This window comes from Mycobacterium sp., assembly GCF_035603715.1.
In the GTDB taxonomy this organism is placed as follows: domain Bacteria; phylum Actinomycetota; class Actinomycetes; order Mycobacteriales; family Mycobacteriaceae; genus Mycobacterium.
This window is the reverse complement of record NZ_DATNJW010000111.1, coordinates 16,185-32,557: the sequence shown is the minus strand read 5'-3', so window position 1 is coordinate 32,557 and position 16,373 is coordinate 16,185. Positions and strand designations below refer to the sequence as shown.

The 16,373-nt window shown below is 64.9% G+C and carries 16 protein-coding genes; 6 read left to right on the top strand and 10 right to left on the bottom strand.

Translation table 11 applies throughout. The features are described 5' to 3' along the window. Positions 1 to 132: 132 nt before the first annotated feature. From VN856_RS05060 to VN856_RS05050, 3 genes are all read right to left on the bottom strand, one after another. Positions 133 to 1,125, bottom strand: coding sequence for an ATP-binding cassette domain-containing protein (locus tag VN856_RS05060; protein WP_325686769.1), 993 nt, complete (start codon positions 1,123 to 1,125; stop codon positions 133 to 135). A 3-nt stretch (positions 1,126 to 1,128) separates the two neighbouring features. After that, positions 1,129 to 2,178 (bottom strand): ABC transporter permease, encoded by a 1,050-nt coding sequence (locus tag VN856_RS05055; RefSeq protein ID WP_325686767.1) that lies wholly within the window; start codon positions 2,176 to 2,178, stop codon positions 1,129 to 1,131. A 69-nt stretch (positions 2,179 to 2,247) separates the two neighbouring features. Further along, positions 2,248 to 5,421, bottom strand: a complete 3,174-nt coding sequence (locus VN856_RS05050; RefSeq protein ID WP_325686765.1) for an AAA family ATPase — start codon at positions 5,419 to 5,421, stop codon at positions 2,248 to 2,250. A 109-nt stretch (positions 5,422 to 5,530) separates the two neighbouring features. Here VN856_RS05050 and VN856_RS05045 point away from each other — a divergent pair, with 109 nt between their 5' ends. Then, entirely contained in the window at positions 5,531 to 6,385 is an 855-nt protein-coding gene (locus tag VN856_RS05045; protein ID WP_325686763.1) for a phytanoyl-CoA dioxygenase family protein, read from the top strand. Positions 6,386 to 6,424: 39 nt separating this feature from the next. Further along, entirely contained in the window at positions 6,425 to 7,060 is a 636-nt protein-coding gene (locus VN856_RS05040) for a cutinase family protein (protein WP_325686761.1), read from the top strand. Between the two features lie 2 nt (positions 7,061 to 7,062). Here VN856_RS05040 and ligD read toward each other — a convergent pair whose 3' ends face one another. After that, entirely contained in the window at positions 7,063 to 8,088 is a 1,026-nt protein-coding gene (gene ligD / locus VN856_RS05035) for a non-homologous end-joining DNA ligase (RefSeq protein ID WP_325686759.1), read from the bottom strand. A gap of 38 nt (positions 8,089 to 8,126) precedes the next feature. Here ligD and VN856_RS05030 point away from each other — a divergent pair, with 38 nt between their 5' ends. Together VN856_RS05030 and VN856_RS05025 are read left to right on the top strand one after the other, a co-directional pair. Next, positions 8,127 to 9,218: an ATP-dependent DNA ligase gene (locus VN856_RS05030; RefSeq protein ID WP_325686757.1), complete on the top strand. Its 1,092-nt coding sequence runs from the start codon at positions 8,127 to 8,129 to the stop codon at positions 9,216 to 9,218. Beyond that, complete coding sequence (locus VN856_RS05025; protein ID WP_325686755.1) at positions 9,211 to 9,645, top strand: nitroreductase family deazaflavin-dependent oxidoreductase; 435 nt, start codon at positions 9,211 to 9,213, stop codon at positions 9,643 to 9,645. The genes VN856_RS05030 and VN856_RS05025 overlap by 8 nt, the downstream gene beginning before the upstream one ends. Here VN856_RS05025 and VN856_RS05020 read toward each other — a convergent pair whose 3' ends face one another. Beyond that, entirely contained in the window at positions 9,646 to 10,878 is a 1,233-nt protein-coding gene (locus tag VN856_RS05020) for a cytochrome P450 (RefSeq protein ID WP_325686753.1), read from the bottom strand. 94 nt (positions 10,879 to 10,972) lie between these two features. Here VN856_RS05020 and VN856_RS05015 point away from each other — a divergent pair, with 94 nt between their 5' ends. Next, a complete protein-coding gene (locus VN856_RS05015; protein WP_325686751.1) occupies positions 10,973 to 11,404 on the top strand; it encodes a lipoprotein LpqH in 432 nt (143 codons plus the stop codon). 4 nt (positions 11,405 to 11,408) lie between these two features. Here the strand turns inward: VN856_RS05015 and VN856_RS05010 are convergent, their stop codons facing one another. The 4 genes from VN856_RS05010 to VN856_RS04995 form a co-directional block, all read right to left on the bottom strand. Next, positions 11,409 to 12,314: a haloalkane dehalogenase gene (locus tag VN856_RS05010; RefSeq protein WP_325686750.1), complete on the bottom strand. Its 906-nt coding sequence runs from the start codon at positions 12,312 to 12,314 to the stop codon at positions 11,409 to 11,411. Positions 12,315 to 12,338: 24 nt separating this feature from the next. Continuing rightward, the gene (locus VN856_RS05005; protein ID WP_325686748.1) at positions 12,339 to 12,821 is read right to left on the bottom strand and encodes an NUDIX domain-containing protein; all 483 of its coding nucleotides are present in this window, start codon (positions 12,819 to 12,821) and stop codon (positions 12,339 to 12,341) included. Between the two features lie 4 nt (positions 12,822 to 12,825). Next, positions 12,826 to 14,184, bottom strand: coding sequence for a wax ester/triacylglycerol synthase family O-acyltransferase (locus VN856_RS05000; RefSeq protein ID WP_325686746.1), 1,359 nt, complete (start codon positions 14,182 to 14,184; stop codon positions 12,826 to 12,828). Between the two features lie 76 nt (positions 14,185 to 14,260). Next, positions 14,261 to 14,479: a hypothetical protein gene (locus VN856_RS04995; RefSeq protein WP_325686744.1), complete on the bottom strand. Its 219-nt coding sequence runs from the start codon at positions 14,477 to 14,479 to the stop codon at positions 14,261 to 14,263. Here VN856_RS04995 and VN856_RS04990 point away from each other — a divergent pair. Then, a complete protein-coding gene (locus tag VN856_RS04990) occupies positions 14,463 to 14,957 on the top strand; it encodes a carboxymuconolactone decarboxylase family protein (protein WP_325686742.1) in 495 nt (164 codons plus the stop codon). The genes VN856_RS04995 and VN856_RS04990 overlap by 17 nt on opposite strands. 13 nt (positions 14,958 to 14,970) lie before the next feature. On the opposite strand, the gene VN856_RS04985 is transcribed toward VN856_RS04990, so the two are convergent. Next, positions 14,971 to 16,257, bottom strand: a complete 1,287-nt coding sequence (locus tag VN856_RS04985; protein ID WP_325686740.1) for a PE-PPE domain-containing protein — start codon at positions 16,255 to 16,257, stop codon at positions 14,971 to 14,973. Positions 16,258 to 16,373: the final 116 nt, after the last annotated feature.

Genomic DNA, 16,373 nt, shown 5'->3' with positions numbered 1-16,373 from the left:
GTAAAGGTGGTCAAGAGCAGGTACTTGGACTTGATGACGTCGTGAAACCTGGTAGTCACGCCTCTCTTTATATCCGCTTCGCTTCGGGCCGGAGTCGTGGCGTCGCGAGAACCTCCACCGCTTCTTCCCCGATTAGCCGCTGGGAAGCTCGCGGCGCTCGATCAGGTCACCCAGACCCTTTACGCCGAGCCGTTCCCGGAACGCATGCGCGGTGTAGCCGACGGCTTTCGCGTCGGTTCGGGCGCGCACGGTCGCCGAACGCGGCAGGTTGAACAGCACACCGAATTCGCCGAAGTAGTCGCCGGGCCGGGCCACCTTGACCAATTCCTCACCGCCTTCGGCTACTTCGCGCACGATCTCGAACTCGCCTTCGGAAACCACATAGATCAGATCGCCCATCGTGCTCTGCTCGAACAGCACCTCACCGGCTTTCAGGTGCACAGTCTCCGGCGGCCGGCTCGTCGACGCGACAGCAGGTACCAGGTCGACGACGCGGTCGGCCAGCGGCAGCATCCGGCTGTCGTGGGTCGCAACCACCACCACCCGTTCGCCCTGAGCCAGCGAGCGGATCAGTCGCAGCACCTCCTCTACCTGGATGAAGTCAAGGTGGGCGGTCGGCTCATCGGCGAGGATCAGGGGCGGATCCAAAGCGATCGCACGAGCGACGGCGACGCGTTGTTGCTGCCCGCCGCTGAGGTCACCGGGGCGATGTTTTAGACGATCCGCAAGACCTACCTGCGTCAGCAGTTCCTCGGCGCGCTGGCGGGTAGCCGAGCGTGACCTTCCGGCCGCGCGCAACGGGACCATCACGTTCTCCAGAGCGGTCAAGCTCGGCACCAAGTTGAACGCCTGGAAAATAATCCCAACTTGGTCGCGGCGGTACTTGGCCAGCACACCGCCTTCCATCGCCGTGATGTCCATGCCGTCGAACGTGATTGACCCGGACTTCGGGCGCAGAATCCCACCCAGACAGGACAGCAGGGTGGTCTTCCCGCAGCCGCTGGGCCCGAGCAGGATCATCAGCGATCCTGCCGGCACATCGAGGCTCAGACCGTTGATCGGCCGGACCGCGTACCCGCCGCTGGAGTACTCGACGACGAGGTCGGCAATGCTCAAATCCCCCACGGCTCAAGGACCTCCGAACGCCAGCGCAGGATCGACGGTTACCGCGCGCCTCAGTCCGGCGAGGCTGGCCAGCAGACCGACAAGAATCGCGACCACGGGTAACGCCAGGTAGGCACTGGCAGGAATCACGACAGTCATCGGGAACAACGGGAACAACAGCTGCGCAAGGATGACGCCCAGCACCGCCGCGAGCAGCGCGACGACGACCGCCTGCAGCGCGAGCCCGGCCAGGATCGACCGCGTAGGCACGCCAATCGCCTTGAACACCGCGAAGTCGCGCAACCGCTCGAGCGCCGAGAGGTACACCAATGATCCGACGATCAGCACCGCCACGATCCACAGCAAGGTGGCCATAATCGTGATCGCACCCGCAGGCGACTTCACCGGTGACAGCAGGTCGTCGACACCGGCCGCTCGATCGAGGGCCTGGTAGCCACTCGGGAGCTGTCGGGGTGCGCCGACGACCCCAATCGATGTGACCAGCGGCTGCCCGTTGTACGCCAGCTGCTGCAGGCCCTCGGTTGTCAGGAAGATATTGGGCCTCTTCGCCAGTGCGGTGGAATTGGGCACCAGGCCGACGATCCGCAATGCGTGCGCACCCGCCTGCATTTCGTCGCCTACGTGCCAACCCAGCGTGCTCGACACCGCGACCTCGTCCGGCGCGGACGGTGCCCGACCTTGGTCGACGCGCGGCATGCCGGGCCCGTGCTCCGGCGCGCCGAATGCCGTAGTGCTTCGCGTTGACGTGCCTTCCTTTACCGTCAACTGCGCAGTGGCCAGTGGGGCCGCAGCCACGACGCCGGGTTCGCCGGCCAACCGAGCCAGGTCGGCTTCGCCGAATGGTGTCGCACCCAGGAACGGTCCGGCCGCGCCGGCCTTGACCACGAATGCGTCGACGCCCAGGGAGTCAACGGTTCGCTGAGCCTCCACCTGAAAGCCGTTCGCCAGTCCGGTCAACACAAGCGTCATCGCAAAGATCAGTCCGGTGCTGACGACCGCAATAACGAGGCGTCGTATCCGCCATCGCATGTCGCGCAGGGCCGCGAAAAGCATGCCCGCGAGGTTACTGACGACCAGGCATTTCAGGTCGGCTTTGGCTATGTTTGTAAGCCCGGGCCGGCATCACGGCATCGCCTCCGCCCAGTCGATGTGACCCTCGAAGCCAAGCGATGTCGCTATCCCGCGGTAGCTATCCCGCAGCCGCGCGTACTCCGCAACGTCGCCGCGGGCCTCCGCCAGCATTGCCCGCAACCGCAACAGCCAGACCTCGCGCATGACCAGACCGTCGTCGGTCTGCGCGGTCGCTAAACGCTCGACGGCACCCTCGGCCTCGGTCGAGTCGCCGTTGGCGCCGCGACCGAGCAGCGTCTCCACCAGCACACCGGTCGCAGGTAGTGCCCACGCCCACAGCTGTCGGTGACGGAACAGCTGCTGGCAGCTCTCGCGCATGCTGAGGATGGCGCCGTCGTGATCTCCACGTCGAGCTCTCTCACGTGCCGAGTACACGTCGACGAGCGGCAACTCGGCCAGGCTGTATTCGCCGCGCACGAATGCGTCGCTGACTTCGAGCAGTAAGTTCGTGCCGCGGTCACGATCGGAGATCGCCGGCCGGTGCACCAGCGCCATGCCCAGCGTCATTTGAGCGTTCGACAACGCCAGACCATCAGCAGAGCGCTGGGCTGTTCCCAGCGCCTCCTCTATTTCGCGCACGACGGCATCGTCAGGCCTCACCACGCCGCACGGTATTCCCACGCAATAGATGTAGGCGGCAACCATCGCGTAGGAAGCGTGGTCGGAGCTACGGGCCAAAGCCAGTCCCTGTCGCAAGTCATCTGGCCACCCGGGCTGACCCAGGAAATAACGGCCCATACCCCGAGTCGTGAGGGCAAGTGCCAGCGGAGATCCGACGATCAGGTTGCCGTACGACGGATTACCGCTTGCCAGGTCGATTACCCGCTGCGACCAAGGCAGCGCGAGGTGCCACTCGGTGCACTCCGCCTTGGCGTGGATGGCCGCGAAGGACAGGCCCGCCGTCAGCGCCACATCGTCCACCGCCTCGATCAGGGCAATAGCTTCCGATGCCGACTCAGACGCCTCCCGTAACCGGCCTTTGTAGATATGATCCATCACCAGCCCGGCCATCGCGATGGCCAAGGAGGCCTTGTCGCCTGCGGCGGTACATAATTCGCGCAATTCGTCGAAGTGGGCACCGGCAATGTTCATGTGCACGCGCCAGGCGAATCCGCACAACATCGTTCGCGGCGCGATACGCATTGCGAGACGGTCCGGATCATCGGCGGGTAAGGCATCGGCGATCTTCGCGGCCCGCTCACAACTCATTCGCGCTGCAGGGACATCGCGGTTGGTCGCCCAGGTCGCCGCGCGCATGTGCCACATGTAGGCGGCGCGCAGATCGCCCGCGGCTTCCAGATGTTCGGCGATCAGCGCCGCATTCTGCTCAGCCGCCTCCGGTGCGCGGGCTTCGATCGCGGCGGCAACCGCGCGGTGTACCAGTGCACGATCTGATTTCAATTGGGATTCGTACGCCACGGTCCGGATCATCGGATGCCGGAACGCGTATTCCGCACCCGCGGTGAACCGCGTTTGGTCGACGAGCTCGGCGGCGACCAATTCGTCGACACACGTATCGATTCCCAGGCTGGTCAACAGAGCGTCGCTAAAGCGAGATCCGATGACCGCGGCGGCGGCAAGCATTTTTCTGGCCGCCGGAGTGAGCCTGTCGATGCGAGCGTCGATGGCCGCCTGTAGCGTTGCCGGAACACCGATCTCGCCGATGTCGGTGTGGCAGGCGTAGCTGCCACGCGTGCCGCTCAAAACGCCGCGCTCGGCAAGCTCGCGGGTGATCTCCTCCGCGAAGAACGGGTTACCCGCGGCCCGTTCAGCGATGAGCCCACTGATGTCGGCCACGGACGGATCGGTCCCCAATAACTCGGTCAGCAATGTCGAAGACTCCGAATCACTCAGTGGTGCAAGCGCAATAGTCTGTGCGCCCGCGACGTGCGCTAGCGCTCCGCGATATTCAGGGCGATACGTGATCACCACCATCGAGTGAGTCTGCGGGATAACAGACACAAAGTCGGCGAGCATGGATTCGCTGGCCTCGTCAATCCAATGCACGTCCTCGACGACAAAAATTGCCGGCCGGGTGCTGGCGAGTTGGGCAGCGTTGATCAGTGCGCTCAACCGCCGGCGGCGCGCGTCCGGGTCTATCTTGGGCAAGTCCGCCGCAGGATCGACGATGCCCACCAGGTCGTCGAGCAGCAGCATGTCCTCAGGATCCGCTTCCGGAACCCGCGCCCGAAGGCGCGCGCGGGCGGTTGCATCGTCGAGACCAGCGATCTGCCCAACCGCCCGCAACAGGCGAGCGATTACGTTGAACGGCACGTCCGTCGCGTGGGACTCACAGAAGGTGGAAAACACATCGAAATCCCTCCTTCCCGCGAGCTGCACAGCTTCGCGGGTAAGTCGGGTCTTGCCGATGCCAGGAGGACCCACGACACCAATCACGCTTCCGCGTCCGCCGAGCGACCGATCCAGCATCGCGGTCAAGCCGGCCATTTCCCACTCGCGGCCGACCAATGTCGGCTCCACACGACCGATCCGCTCGGGCTGCGCGGCGACGCCCAGTAGCTGACGCGCAGGCACTGCCTGATCGGAGCCCTTGATATCCACCAACTCCGGCTCGCCAAGCATGGCCGCGCCCTCGACCAGCCGCGCCGTGGACTCCCCGAGCATCACCCCACCATGCGGGGCGACCGACTCCATCCGCTGCGCCATCCCCACTTGTCGGCCAATCGCGGTGTAACCGGCTGCGCCGGAACCGATGACACCGGCGATCACCTGGCCCGAGTTGAGGCCCACCCGCAGTTGCAGCGCGATGCCGTCGCGGTTCTCGATTTCTGGTGCGAAGGCCTTGACTTCCTCTTGAATTCGAAGTGCGGCCAGACAAGCCCGCAGCGCATGGTCCTCCAGAGCATTCGGCGCCCCGAAGATCGCCATGACACCGTCGCCGGTGAATTTGTCGACGGTGCCGCCGTAGTGCTTGACCACCGTTGCCGCGCGGGTGACAAGCTCGTCCATGATCTCGCGGAGTCGCTCGGTATCCACTTTTGCCGCGATATCCATCGACCGCACCACATCGGCGAACAGGACCGTAACCTGCTTGTACTGTGCACGTTCGGTTGACTCGGCAACCGACGCGCCGCATTCATGACAAAACCTGGCGTTGTCGAGCAGCTCGGTGCCGCATCCGCAGCACGCCCTTCCCGCCCTCATGCGACCTTCCGCCAATCGGTCCCCGGGCTCTACAGGATAAGGCGCTGAACGGCTGACGGCGGGATTGTCGGCGGAGTTAGGCTGTCGTCATAGGCAAGGACGAGTGCACATGAAACGCCACGACCAGTCCGACACCACGCTGGAAGACCTGCGCGGCGACTTGGCGCTGCGGTACAAGTGGACGCCCAGCGGAGGAACCTCCGTCGACCCGGCTCTGGTCGACGCCGATATGGCGGCGCTGGACCACGACGGCTACATCGTCTGGGAGAACCTGCTCACCGCCGAACAGTGCGAGCAGATCCGCGCCATTGTCAATCCCTGGCTCGGGCACACCGGACGTAACTCGTTCGAGGGGCGGCACACTCAGCGGGTTTACAGCGTGCTGAGCCGAACGCGGATCTGCGATCCACTGGTCGACCATCCGCGGGTGCTGGCCGTGCTCGATCGGCTACTGATGCCCAACTACCTGCTGTCGGCCCTGCAGGCCATCAACATTCAACCCGGTGAGGCCGCGCAGCTGGCTCACCATGACGACGGTTTCTACCCGGTCCCCCGTCCCCGCGAGCCGTTGGCCGCCGCCACGATCTGGGCGATCGACGATTTCACCGCCGACAACGGCGCGACCGTGCTCTACCCGGGCAGCCACTCCTGGGGCAAGCGGCGGCCGGGCCCGGACGACGCGGCGTTGCCGGTCGTCATGCCCGCCGGCTCGTGCGTGTTCTTCGTCGGCACCCTCTGGCACGGCGGCGGGGCCAACTCCAGCACCGCCGACCGCCTCGCCGTCACCGCGCAATACTGCCAACCGTGGCTACGACCGATGGAGGCCTTCACGCTGTCGGTGTCGCGGGAGACCGCGCGGACGGTGTCCGGCGACATCCGCCGCATGCTCGGCTACAGCATCCACCCGCCGTTCGTCGGCGCCGTCGACGGTTTGCACCCGCTCAGGCTGCTGGAAGACCAGTAGCGCGTCCGCCATCGGCAAAAGGATGGCAACATTCCCGTCATGACTAGACGCAACGTCGGTCGCACCGTTGCCGGTGCGCCACTGATGGTTTTGGCCTTTCTCACCGCTCCTGCCGGCGTTCCTGTCGCCGCTGCCGTTGGGTGCCCGGACGTTGAAGTGGTGTTCGCCCGCGGCACCGGTGAGCCGGTCGGTCCCGGCGGCCCCGGCCAGGCCTTCTTCGACTCGCTGACCTCACAGCTTCCCGGCAAGACGGTGAATCTCTACCCGCTCGACTATCCGTCGACCACCGACTATGCGAACAGCGCCAAGACCGGCGCTGCAGCCGAGGTCGCCCATGTGCAGGACGTCGTTGCCAGCTGCCCGAACACCAAGGTGGTGATCGGAGGGTATTCACAGGGCGCGGGTGTCGCCGATTTGACCAGCCACCAGCTTTCCCCGCAGGTCGCCAAACACGTCGCCGCCGTAGCTCTATTCGGCAACCCGCAGAGCAGCTACGCAAAGGGTCTGGCGGACAACCAGATTCCGCCGCTCGACCCCAGCTACAGCCCGAGGACCATCGACATCTGCCTGCCCAACGACAACATCTGCGCTGAGGGCGGCAGCATCATCGCACACTTGGGCTATGTCCCCGATGCGACCAACCAGGCCGCGACATTCGTCGCGCAGAAGCTCTAGCGTTACTTCTTCCGGTCGGTATCCTTGCTCGGCTGAACACGTTTCGGCTCGCCCGGCATCTTCGGATAGTTCGGCGGATAGGGCAGATCGCCCAGTCCGCGCTCTTCGTCGGCGGCGACCATCTCCAGTAGCGGTTCAATCGACTGCTGGACCGAGTCGATATCGGCCCACGGGTCGTCGCGGTTGGCCACCAGCTCGGCCGCGGTCGCGATCGTGTAGTCGTCGGGGTTCGCAGTTGCCAGCTCGTCCCAACTGAGCGGCATCGACACCGTCGCAATTGCGGTGCGCCGCACCGAATACGCCGACGCGAATGTGCGATCGCGGGCGTTCTGATTGAAATCGATGAAGATGCGCTTGCCGCGTTCTTCCTTCCACCACGACGTCGTCACCGCGTCAGGCGCACGACGCTCCACCTCACGAGCCAGCGCGATGCCGGCGCGACGCACCTCAACGAAATCCCAGTCGGTTTTGATCCGCAGGAACACGTGGACGCCGCGACCGCCGGACGTCTTGGGATAACCCACCAGCCCCAGTTCGTCGAGCAGCGGCCGCAGCACATCGACGGCCACGGATCGCGCGTCGGCGAAACCGGTGCCGGGCTGCGGGTCCAAGTCGACACGCAGTTCGTCGGGGTGCTCGGCATCGGGGCAGCGGACCTGCCACGGGTGCAGCGTGATCGTGCCCATCTGCGCGGCCCACACGATCGCGGCGGGGTGGGTCACCCGCAGCGCGTCGGCGGTCCGCCCCGACGGGAAGGTGATCCGGCAGGTCTCCAGATAGTCGGGATGGTGTTGCGGAATGCGCTTCTGGTAGATCTCCTCGCCGTCGATGCCGTCGGGGAAGCGCTGCAGATGCGTCGGCCGGTCCTGCAACGAGGCCAGCATCGGGCCTGCCGCGACGGCGCGGTAGTACTCGACGAGCCGTCGTTTGGTGCCTTCTGATCGCAGCTTCGGGAAGTACACCTTGTCGGGGTTGGTCAGCCGGACCGCGATCCCGTCGACGTCGATTTCCTCCGCTGGCGATGCCATCTCCCGATTCCAGCACACGGTTCGAGCACAATGTGCAAATGGACTTGCCTGTGATGCCGCCGGTTTCGCCGATGCTGGCCAAGTCGGTGAAATCGATCCCGCCGGACGCTTCGTATGAACCCAAGTGGGACGGGTTCAGGTCGATTCTTTTTCGCGACGGAGACCAAGTCGAGGTCGGCAGCCGCAACGAGAAGCCGATGACCCGGTACTTTCCCGAGTTGGTGGCCGCGGCCGTCGCCGAGTTGCCGGAACGCTGCGTGATCGACGGCGAGATCGTCATCGCCACCGACCATGGCCTGGATTTCGAGGCGCTGCAGCAGCGCATCCATCCGGCCGATTCGCGGGTGCGGATGCTGGCCGAGAAGACGCCCGCATCGTTCATTGCGTTCGATCTGCTCGCGCTCGGCGACGACGACTTCACCGCGCGACCGTTTTCGGAGCGACGCGCGGCGCTCGTCGATGCGCTGGGCGGGTCGGGCCCGTCGATGCACGTCACCCCCGCGACGACGGAGCTGGAAACCGCGCAACGCTGGTTCGACGAGTTCGAGGGAGCGGGTCTCGACGGCGTCATCGCCAAACCGTTGACGATCACCTACCAGCCGGACAAGCGGATCATGTTCAAGATCAAGCACGAGCGCACCGCGGACTGCGTGGTCGCGGGTTATCGCGTGCACAAATCCAGCAGCGACGCGATCGGCTCGCTGTTGCTCGGGCTGTACAAGGACGACGGGACGCTGGCGTCGGTCGGCGTGATCGGGGCATTTCCGATGGCCGAACGGCGGCGGCTGTTCGCCGAACTGCAGCCGTTGGTGACGAGCTTCGACAATCACCCGTGGAACTGGGCGGCCCACGAAGCCGGCGAGCGCACACCGCGCAAGAACGAGTTCTCCCGCTGGAACGCGGGCAAGGACCTGTCGTTCGTGCCGCTGCGACCCGACCGGGTCGTCGAGGTGCGCTACGACCACATGGAAGGTGAACGGTTCCGCCACACTGCCCAGTTCAATCGCTGGCGACCTGACCGAGAGCCGGAGTCATGTACCTACGCCCAACTCGACAGTCCCATCACGTTCAGCCTCGGCGATATTGTTTCGGGCCTCGGCTCAACCGGGAAGACTGTCCGACATGAGTGACGGTAACGACTTCAACGAACGCAATATCGCCGAGTTCCGGGCGAATCATGGTCGGGTAGGCGGCAACTTCGAGGGTGCTCCGCTGGTCGTCCTGCACACCGTGGGTGCCCGCAGCGGGGAGCCGCGAACCAACATCATGATGTATCGGCCTGACGGCGAACGATATTTGATTTTTGCCTCGTACGCCGGTGCCGACAAGAACCCCGCCTGGTACTGGAATCTGAAAGCCAATCCCGACGCTCGGATCGAGGTTGGCGACAACATCGTCGACGTGCATGCCACCGAGTTGGAGGGCGCCGAGCGCGACGAGAAGTACGCGCAGCAGGCGCAGGAGTATCCCGGATTCGCCGACTACGAAAGCAAGACGTCGCGGGTCATTCCGGTCGTTGCCCTGGCACCGAACGGACCGGCGACGCCGCGCGACTGATCAGACCACGACGTCCAGCGATGCCAGCCCGCGCAGCGTGACGTTGGGCTTGTAGACCGGCTCACCGTCCAAACGCGCATCGGGGAAGCGCGCCGTTACCGCTGACAACGCGACGGCGGCCTCCAGCCGGGCCAACGGCGCACCCAGGCAGAAATGCAGTCCACGCCCGAAGGACAAGTGCCGGAACGCTTTTCGATCGGGATCGAAGGTCGCTGGCCGGTCGAACTCGGCCGAGTCGTGCTGAGCTGCGGCCAGCAGCAATACCATCGTGTCACCCCGGACGACATCGGTGTCGCCAATTGTCATGTCGTCAGCGGCAATTCGGGCCACCAGTTGCACCGGCGGGTCGTAGCGCAGCGTTTCCTCGACGACCGCCGACGCTCGTTCAGCGTCAGCTCCCAGAGCCGTCCAGTGCGACCGGTCTCGCAGCATCGCCAGCATCCCGTTGGAGATCAGGTTCACCGTGGTCTCGTGGCCGGCGATCAGCAACAGCATGCACGTCGAGACGATCTCATCCTCGGCGAGTTGATCACCGGATTCCTCGACCGCGATCATTCGCGACATCAGATCGTCGCCGGGCTGCTTACGTCGCTGGTCGATCAGGTCGTGCAAGTATCCCCGTAACCACTGGCCGGCAGCGATGCGTTTATCCATGCCGCTGGCCGGTTCGCCGGTGACCACGAAGAACGGGTCGAGCGCCTGCGCCAGCAACGCCGAGGCACGGCTGAACTCTGCCTCGTCTTGCAGCGGGACCCCCAGCAGCCAGCAGATGACCGTCACCGGAAGTGGGTAAGCGAGCTCGGGGACCGCGTCGAAGCGGCCTTGCTCGGCGGCGCGGTCGAGCAAGCCGTCGACCAGTTCGGTGATGCGCGGCGTCAATTCATTGATCACCTTGGGCACGAATGCCTTGCTGACCAGTTTGCGCAGCCGGGTGTGATCGGGCGGATCGAGGAACAGGAACATCGGCGGCCCCTGCGGTCGCACCGTCGCACCCTCGGCGAACATCCGTTTGGCCATCGTCGACTTGAGCCGGTCGACCGACGACGATGGATGCCGTAACGCCTCGTCGCAGTCGCGGTAGGACGAGAAGACGGTGAGGTTGCTGTCCGGCAACCGCATCGGTCCGAGTTCCCGGAACTGCTCGTACACCGCATACGGGTTGGCCCGGTTTGCCGGATCCAGGAGTTGCAGCAGGAGTTCCTGCGGCCCGGCGACACTCGACGTGGCAGACATATTTGCATTGTGCAGGTCGGAAAGAAGTTGCAGGTAGCTACGGTCCCGCAAAGACGAGATCACATTCGCGCGGCCAGGGAGTTAGGTTCTTTGTGTGAATAAGGGCGTTTGTACCGTCGCTGCCGCGGTGCTGCTGATCAGCGGCTGCTCCGGCAGAGCAGCGACGCCGGCCAGGCCGGGGGTGTTGCCGCCGGGCACCGCCGTGCTCTCCATCGACGGCAAAGATGTGGGCAAAACGTATTCAGTGCGCTGCGAGTCGATCGACTGGATGACCAGGATTCACACCGATCTGCACGCATCTGGCGTGAGCGCGATGGTGTCCAACGCCAACAAGCTGAAGGCCGAGTTCGTTCGGTTGCAGGATCTCGACGGGTTCACCGGTTCGTACGAACACGCGCTGCAGGGCGAGGCCGCGGTCACGATGACGGACGCCACCTACCACATCACCGGCGCCGCACTGGGTTTCAACAAGTCGGAACCCACGCGGTTGCAGGCCGAGACGTTCAGCATCAAGGTGTCGTGCTGACTGCCTAGCCGCCGAGAAAGTCCGCGATGTACCCGGCGAGCTCCTCACCGGCGTCCTCTTGGAGGAAATGGCCCGCGTTCCCTACGACCGGGTGGTCGATGCCCTGCGCGCCCGCCATTTTGCGTTGGAAGATCGGCGCCATGCCGCCGGTGATCGGATCGCTGTCGCTGAATGCGACCAGCATCGGCGTCGAGCTCGCGCACAGCGCTGCCCACGCGGACCGGTTGGCCTGCGCCGCAGGGTCGTCGGGCGAGGTCGGCATTAGGCCGGGCATGGCCCGCGGTGCCACGCAGTAGCTGTCGTCGGGAAACGGCGCGTCGTAGGCCGCCCGGACCTCGTCGCTCATCGGCCGACGGCAGCCCCCTTGCACGAACCGGCCGACGTCGATCGTCGGCGCACTCTCGATCGCCTTGCGGAACTGCCACCAGATTTCCGGCAACGGTATGTCGCCGGTGGGCAGACCGGTGTTGGCGACGACGAGCTTGCTGAAGCGTTCGGGGTGTTCGGCGGCCAGCCGCAGCCCGATCAAGCCGCCCCAGTCCTGCCCGACCAGGGTTACCCGCTGCAGGTCCAATACGTCGAAAGCCAGTTGTCGCACCCATTCGACGTGGCGTGCGTAGGTGTAGTCCTCGATGCGCGTCGGCTTGTCCGAGCGTCCGAAGCCGACCAGGTCGGGGCAGATGACGCGGTGTCCGGCCGCGACCAGCACCGGGATCATCTTGCGGTAGAGGAACGACCACGACGGTTCGCCGTGCATCATCAGCACCGGGTCGGCGTCGGCCGGGCCGTCTTGCACCCAGGCCATCCGCAGCGTCCCGCCGTCGTCATCGGAAACATCGCAATAGTTTGCGGGATAAGGGAATTCGGGTAGATCCGTGAAGCGGTCGTCCGGTGTGCGCAGCGTCTGCATGAGTGCGAAGATACGCCAGGCCCGTCAGCCCTCCCGCAGACCGGCCAAGCTGGCGTCCGCCATCAACTGATCGAGCAGAGCGAGCTGGCCTTTCAGCAGCTTGGCTCGGGCCTGAGCCACCGGAAACCACTCCACCCTGTCGACCTCGGGGAAGGCGCGCATTTGCCCTGAGCCCCTTGGCCATTCGAGCTCGAAGGTGTTGCTGTGCGCGTCGGCCGCGTCGAGGTCACCCGGGACCGCGAACGCGGTGACGACCTTGCCGCCGGCCTGCTTGACCGGAGCCAAATCGATGCGTGGGCCCGCGGGTGGCACCGAGCCGACCTCTTCTTCGAATTCGCGCTGCGCGGCCGCCCACGGGTCTTCATCTTGCGTGTACTCGCCCTTCGGAATCGACCAGGCGCCGTCGTCCTTGCGAGCCCAGAACGGCCCACCCGGGTGCGCGATCAGGACTTCGACGACCCCGTCGCGTATCCGGTACAGCAGCAGGCCCGCGCTGAGCTTGGGCACGTCGTCACACTCCGACCGCGCGCTCCAGATCCTTGAGCGAGGTTTCCAGGTGACCGAGCAGCCGCTGCAGGTGCGGCACACTGCGCCGGCAACCGACCAGACCGAAGTCGATGTTGTCTGCGTTGTTGACCATCGTGATGTTCAACGCCTGGCCGTCCAAGGCGATCGACAGCGGGTAGTTGCCGTCGAGCCGGGCGCCGCCCCAGTACATCGGCTTGGTCGGCCCGGGCACGTTGGAGATGACGATGTTGAACGCGGGCGGTGCCGTCGAGGCGAAACCCGGCAACGCGGACAGTCCCAGCGGCGCGATGAGAGCCGCGGACAGCGCATATGCCTGCAGCCGAGGCAATTCGGCGAACACCTTCTTGTTGCCGCGCATCGACGCGCTGATCGCCTCCAACCGCTGCGCCGGGTCGTCGACGTTGGTAGCGAGATTGCACAACAGCGCGCCCACCTGGTTGCCGCCGCTGTCGGCGTCGGCCTCGGAGCGCATGCTCACCGGGACCATCGCGATCAGTGGGGTGTCGGGCAGCGCGTGCTCGTCCTGCAGGTAGTGGCGCAGCGCGCCGGAACACATACCGAGGATCACATCGTTGAAGGTCACACCCGCGGCCGTCTTGACGCTCTTGAGCCGATCGATGCCCCACGACTGGGCGGCGACTCGTCGGGCACCGCCGATCGGCACGTTGAACATGGTGCGCGGAGCGGCGAACGGCAAGGTCAGTTGCTGTTCCAGCAACGCGGCGCGGGCCAGTGACCACGTCGAAGGGCCATATGCCGCAATAGATCCCGCCAGTTGAGACAGGCCGGGCCGCTTCGACTTCTCGGCTTCCTTCTTGCGCCGCGGCAGGTCCCAGATCGCTTGCAGGTCAGTGTCATCGGGGTCTGCCGACAACGTCCGCTGCATGAGCCGCAGAGCCGAGACGCCGTCGATCAAAGAATGGTGGAACTTGCTGTACACGGCGAACCGGCCGTCGCTCAACCCTTCGACGAAGTGGGCCTCCCACAGCGGGCGGTGCCGATCGAGCAGGCCGCTGTGCCACCGCGAGGTCAGCTCGAGTAGCTCGCGGACCCGGCCCGGCGTCGGCAGCGCCGAACGCCGCACGTGGTAGTCGATGTCGACGTCATCCGGGTCGTCGTAGGTCCATGCGACGTTGGGGATGCCGCCGAACGTCCAGGCCGGGTGTTTGCGGAAGGTGGGCTGGAAGTCATTATTGGCGACCAGCGCGTCGCGGATTTCTCGGGCGAACTCCGGCCCCGCACCGTCCGGCGGCTCGAACAGCTGCAGGCCGCCGACGTGCATCGGGTGTTCGCGCGATTCGATCGTCAAAAAAACCGAGTCCAGTGGACTCATCAGTTCCATGAGCCAATTAAAGCCCTGGCATGACCCCGGCCCGCCCGATTCGGCGAATTGGCTCAGCTGACGGGCGGCCCGACAATCAGCCAAGTAAGGCAATGCCATCGGAGTAGCCGGCCGGGTCGATTTCGGTGTCGGCGAAAGCGGATTGGACGACGTAACCCATCACAACACCGGCCATGGCCGTCGCTACGGCGTTGACCTTTCTCCGATCGGTCCAATGCTTTGCCGCCTTCCGGTACAACGCGACCTGTCGTTCGGCGCTGTCCTGGATCATCGCTCGCTTGTTCCTCGCGGTCATCCGGCGAAGCTCCGGTGATCCGTACGACTACAACTGCTTCCTCGTGACGGCGCGGCTCGGTCGTCTCTTTCCGATTCACACCCTGCTGGTGTCGGAATTACTGCGGGGCGGCAAGATCTCGCCGCCGGACACCGAGCGAATCATCATTCATGTCGCCTCGCGCCTCGGCTGCCAGTACGAGTACGCCCATCACACCCGGATGGCGCTCGAGCACGGCATCGGTCGCAACGAGATCGAGTCGCTCACCGAGGACGACGACCCCGGCTGGTCAGCGCGCACCCGCACGTTGCTGACCGCCGCCGACGAACTTCTCGAGATCAAGAATCTCTCGCCGACGACCTACCAATCGCTGCGACGCGAGCTCGATGATGACCAGATCGTCGAATTCTGCATGATCGTGGGCCATTACGTGATGGCCGCCATGATGCTGAATGTCGCCGGCTGCCAAATCGAAGGCCCGTACGCGCTCAGCGATTAACCGGCGCGTTTGGTCAGCTGGTGAACAGTCCTCCCAGCGGCCCGATGAGCCCGAAAATGGGGTCGAGGATGTTCTGCTGAATGCCGGTTGCCTCCAACAGGCTTTCGATGCCTTGGCCAAGCGGCGCTTCTAGTTCGGCGAATGTGGTGAACGGATTGAAATCCTCGTTGAGCGTTGTCACGAGCTGGTCGTAGGGCACGCCGATGTGCGTCTCCGACCAGGCTTCGGCTGATGCGAAGTCGCTTTCAATCTGGGTGAAGTCGGGCAGTTGGGCGCCGAACAGTTCAAAGGCGTTGTTCGCGCCCTGGACGACGCCGTTGGCGAATTCGAGGGTGAACGTCGCCGGGTCGATGGTGGGGATCAGCTCGGCCGGGGTCGGGTCGCCGAACGGGATGGAGCGGTCGTAGCCGGCCTCGACGATGACCTGCAATGCCGGCTGGAAGATGTTGAGCACCGGTTCGGGTACGCCCAGGCTGCGCAGCGGGTCGAGCAGCGGCAAATCGGTGGTCGGAACGAAGTAGAACGTGGTATCCCCGTCGACCTGTTTGACGATCTCCGTCGACCCGAGCAGGTATTCGCCTGCGTACGGTCCCGACAGCGGATCGGACGGCGGCCAGAGGGCCGGAATCGGCTCTGGCAGTGGGCCATCGCCGTAGCCGGCATGTTGGTAGATGAAGCCCAGCGCCGAGTTGATGTCGGCTACCACGTTGATCGGGTACTGCGGAAAATCGGCGACGGCATCGTACTGGTTGGCGATGTCGATAGTGGGGATACCGGCGTCGGTCGGGTCGGCTCCGTTGAACTCACCGACTCCAGGGATGTTCAGGCCGACGAACCGCTCCACCATGCCGCCGTCGGGCCGATTGGGGTCGCCCAACAGCAGGAAGGTGACATCCGGGTGCTGCCCGGCCTGCAAGAGCTCGATTTTCTCGTCGACCGCAATCGACGCGCTCTGCGAATAACCTTCGACCAGATAGGGATCGCCGGGTTCGATCAACTGCTGATGGGCCATCGCGGCCTGCAGGTCCGCCAGACCGATCGGGCCCGAGGTGCTGGCGAACGATTCCGGCGTGGGGACCAGCACCGGTGTGTAGTTGGCGCCGGTGGCCGGATCGATGTAGTCGGTGATGATGTTGTCTTGCCAGAACTCGCTGGGTGTCGGCATGCCCGAACCGCCCATCATCAAGGCATTCAACGGATCCGCCGGATCGTCTGCCCACGCGGTGGGCGCTGACGTCAACGCCATCAGCGTCAGCGAGGCGCCGACGAGCAGCGTGCCGGATTGCCGTCGAGGGCTCACCGCGACCTCCCTGAGTAGAGGCTCCACTGTGCCCGAACGCAGGCAAATGTGGGGCGAATTCCCCATGGTTTGCGACCAGATACGGCATTCGCCGTGAGTCGATATGCCAACTAGTT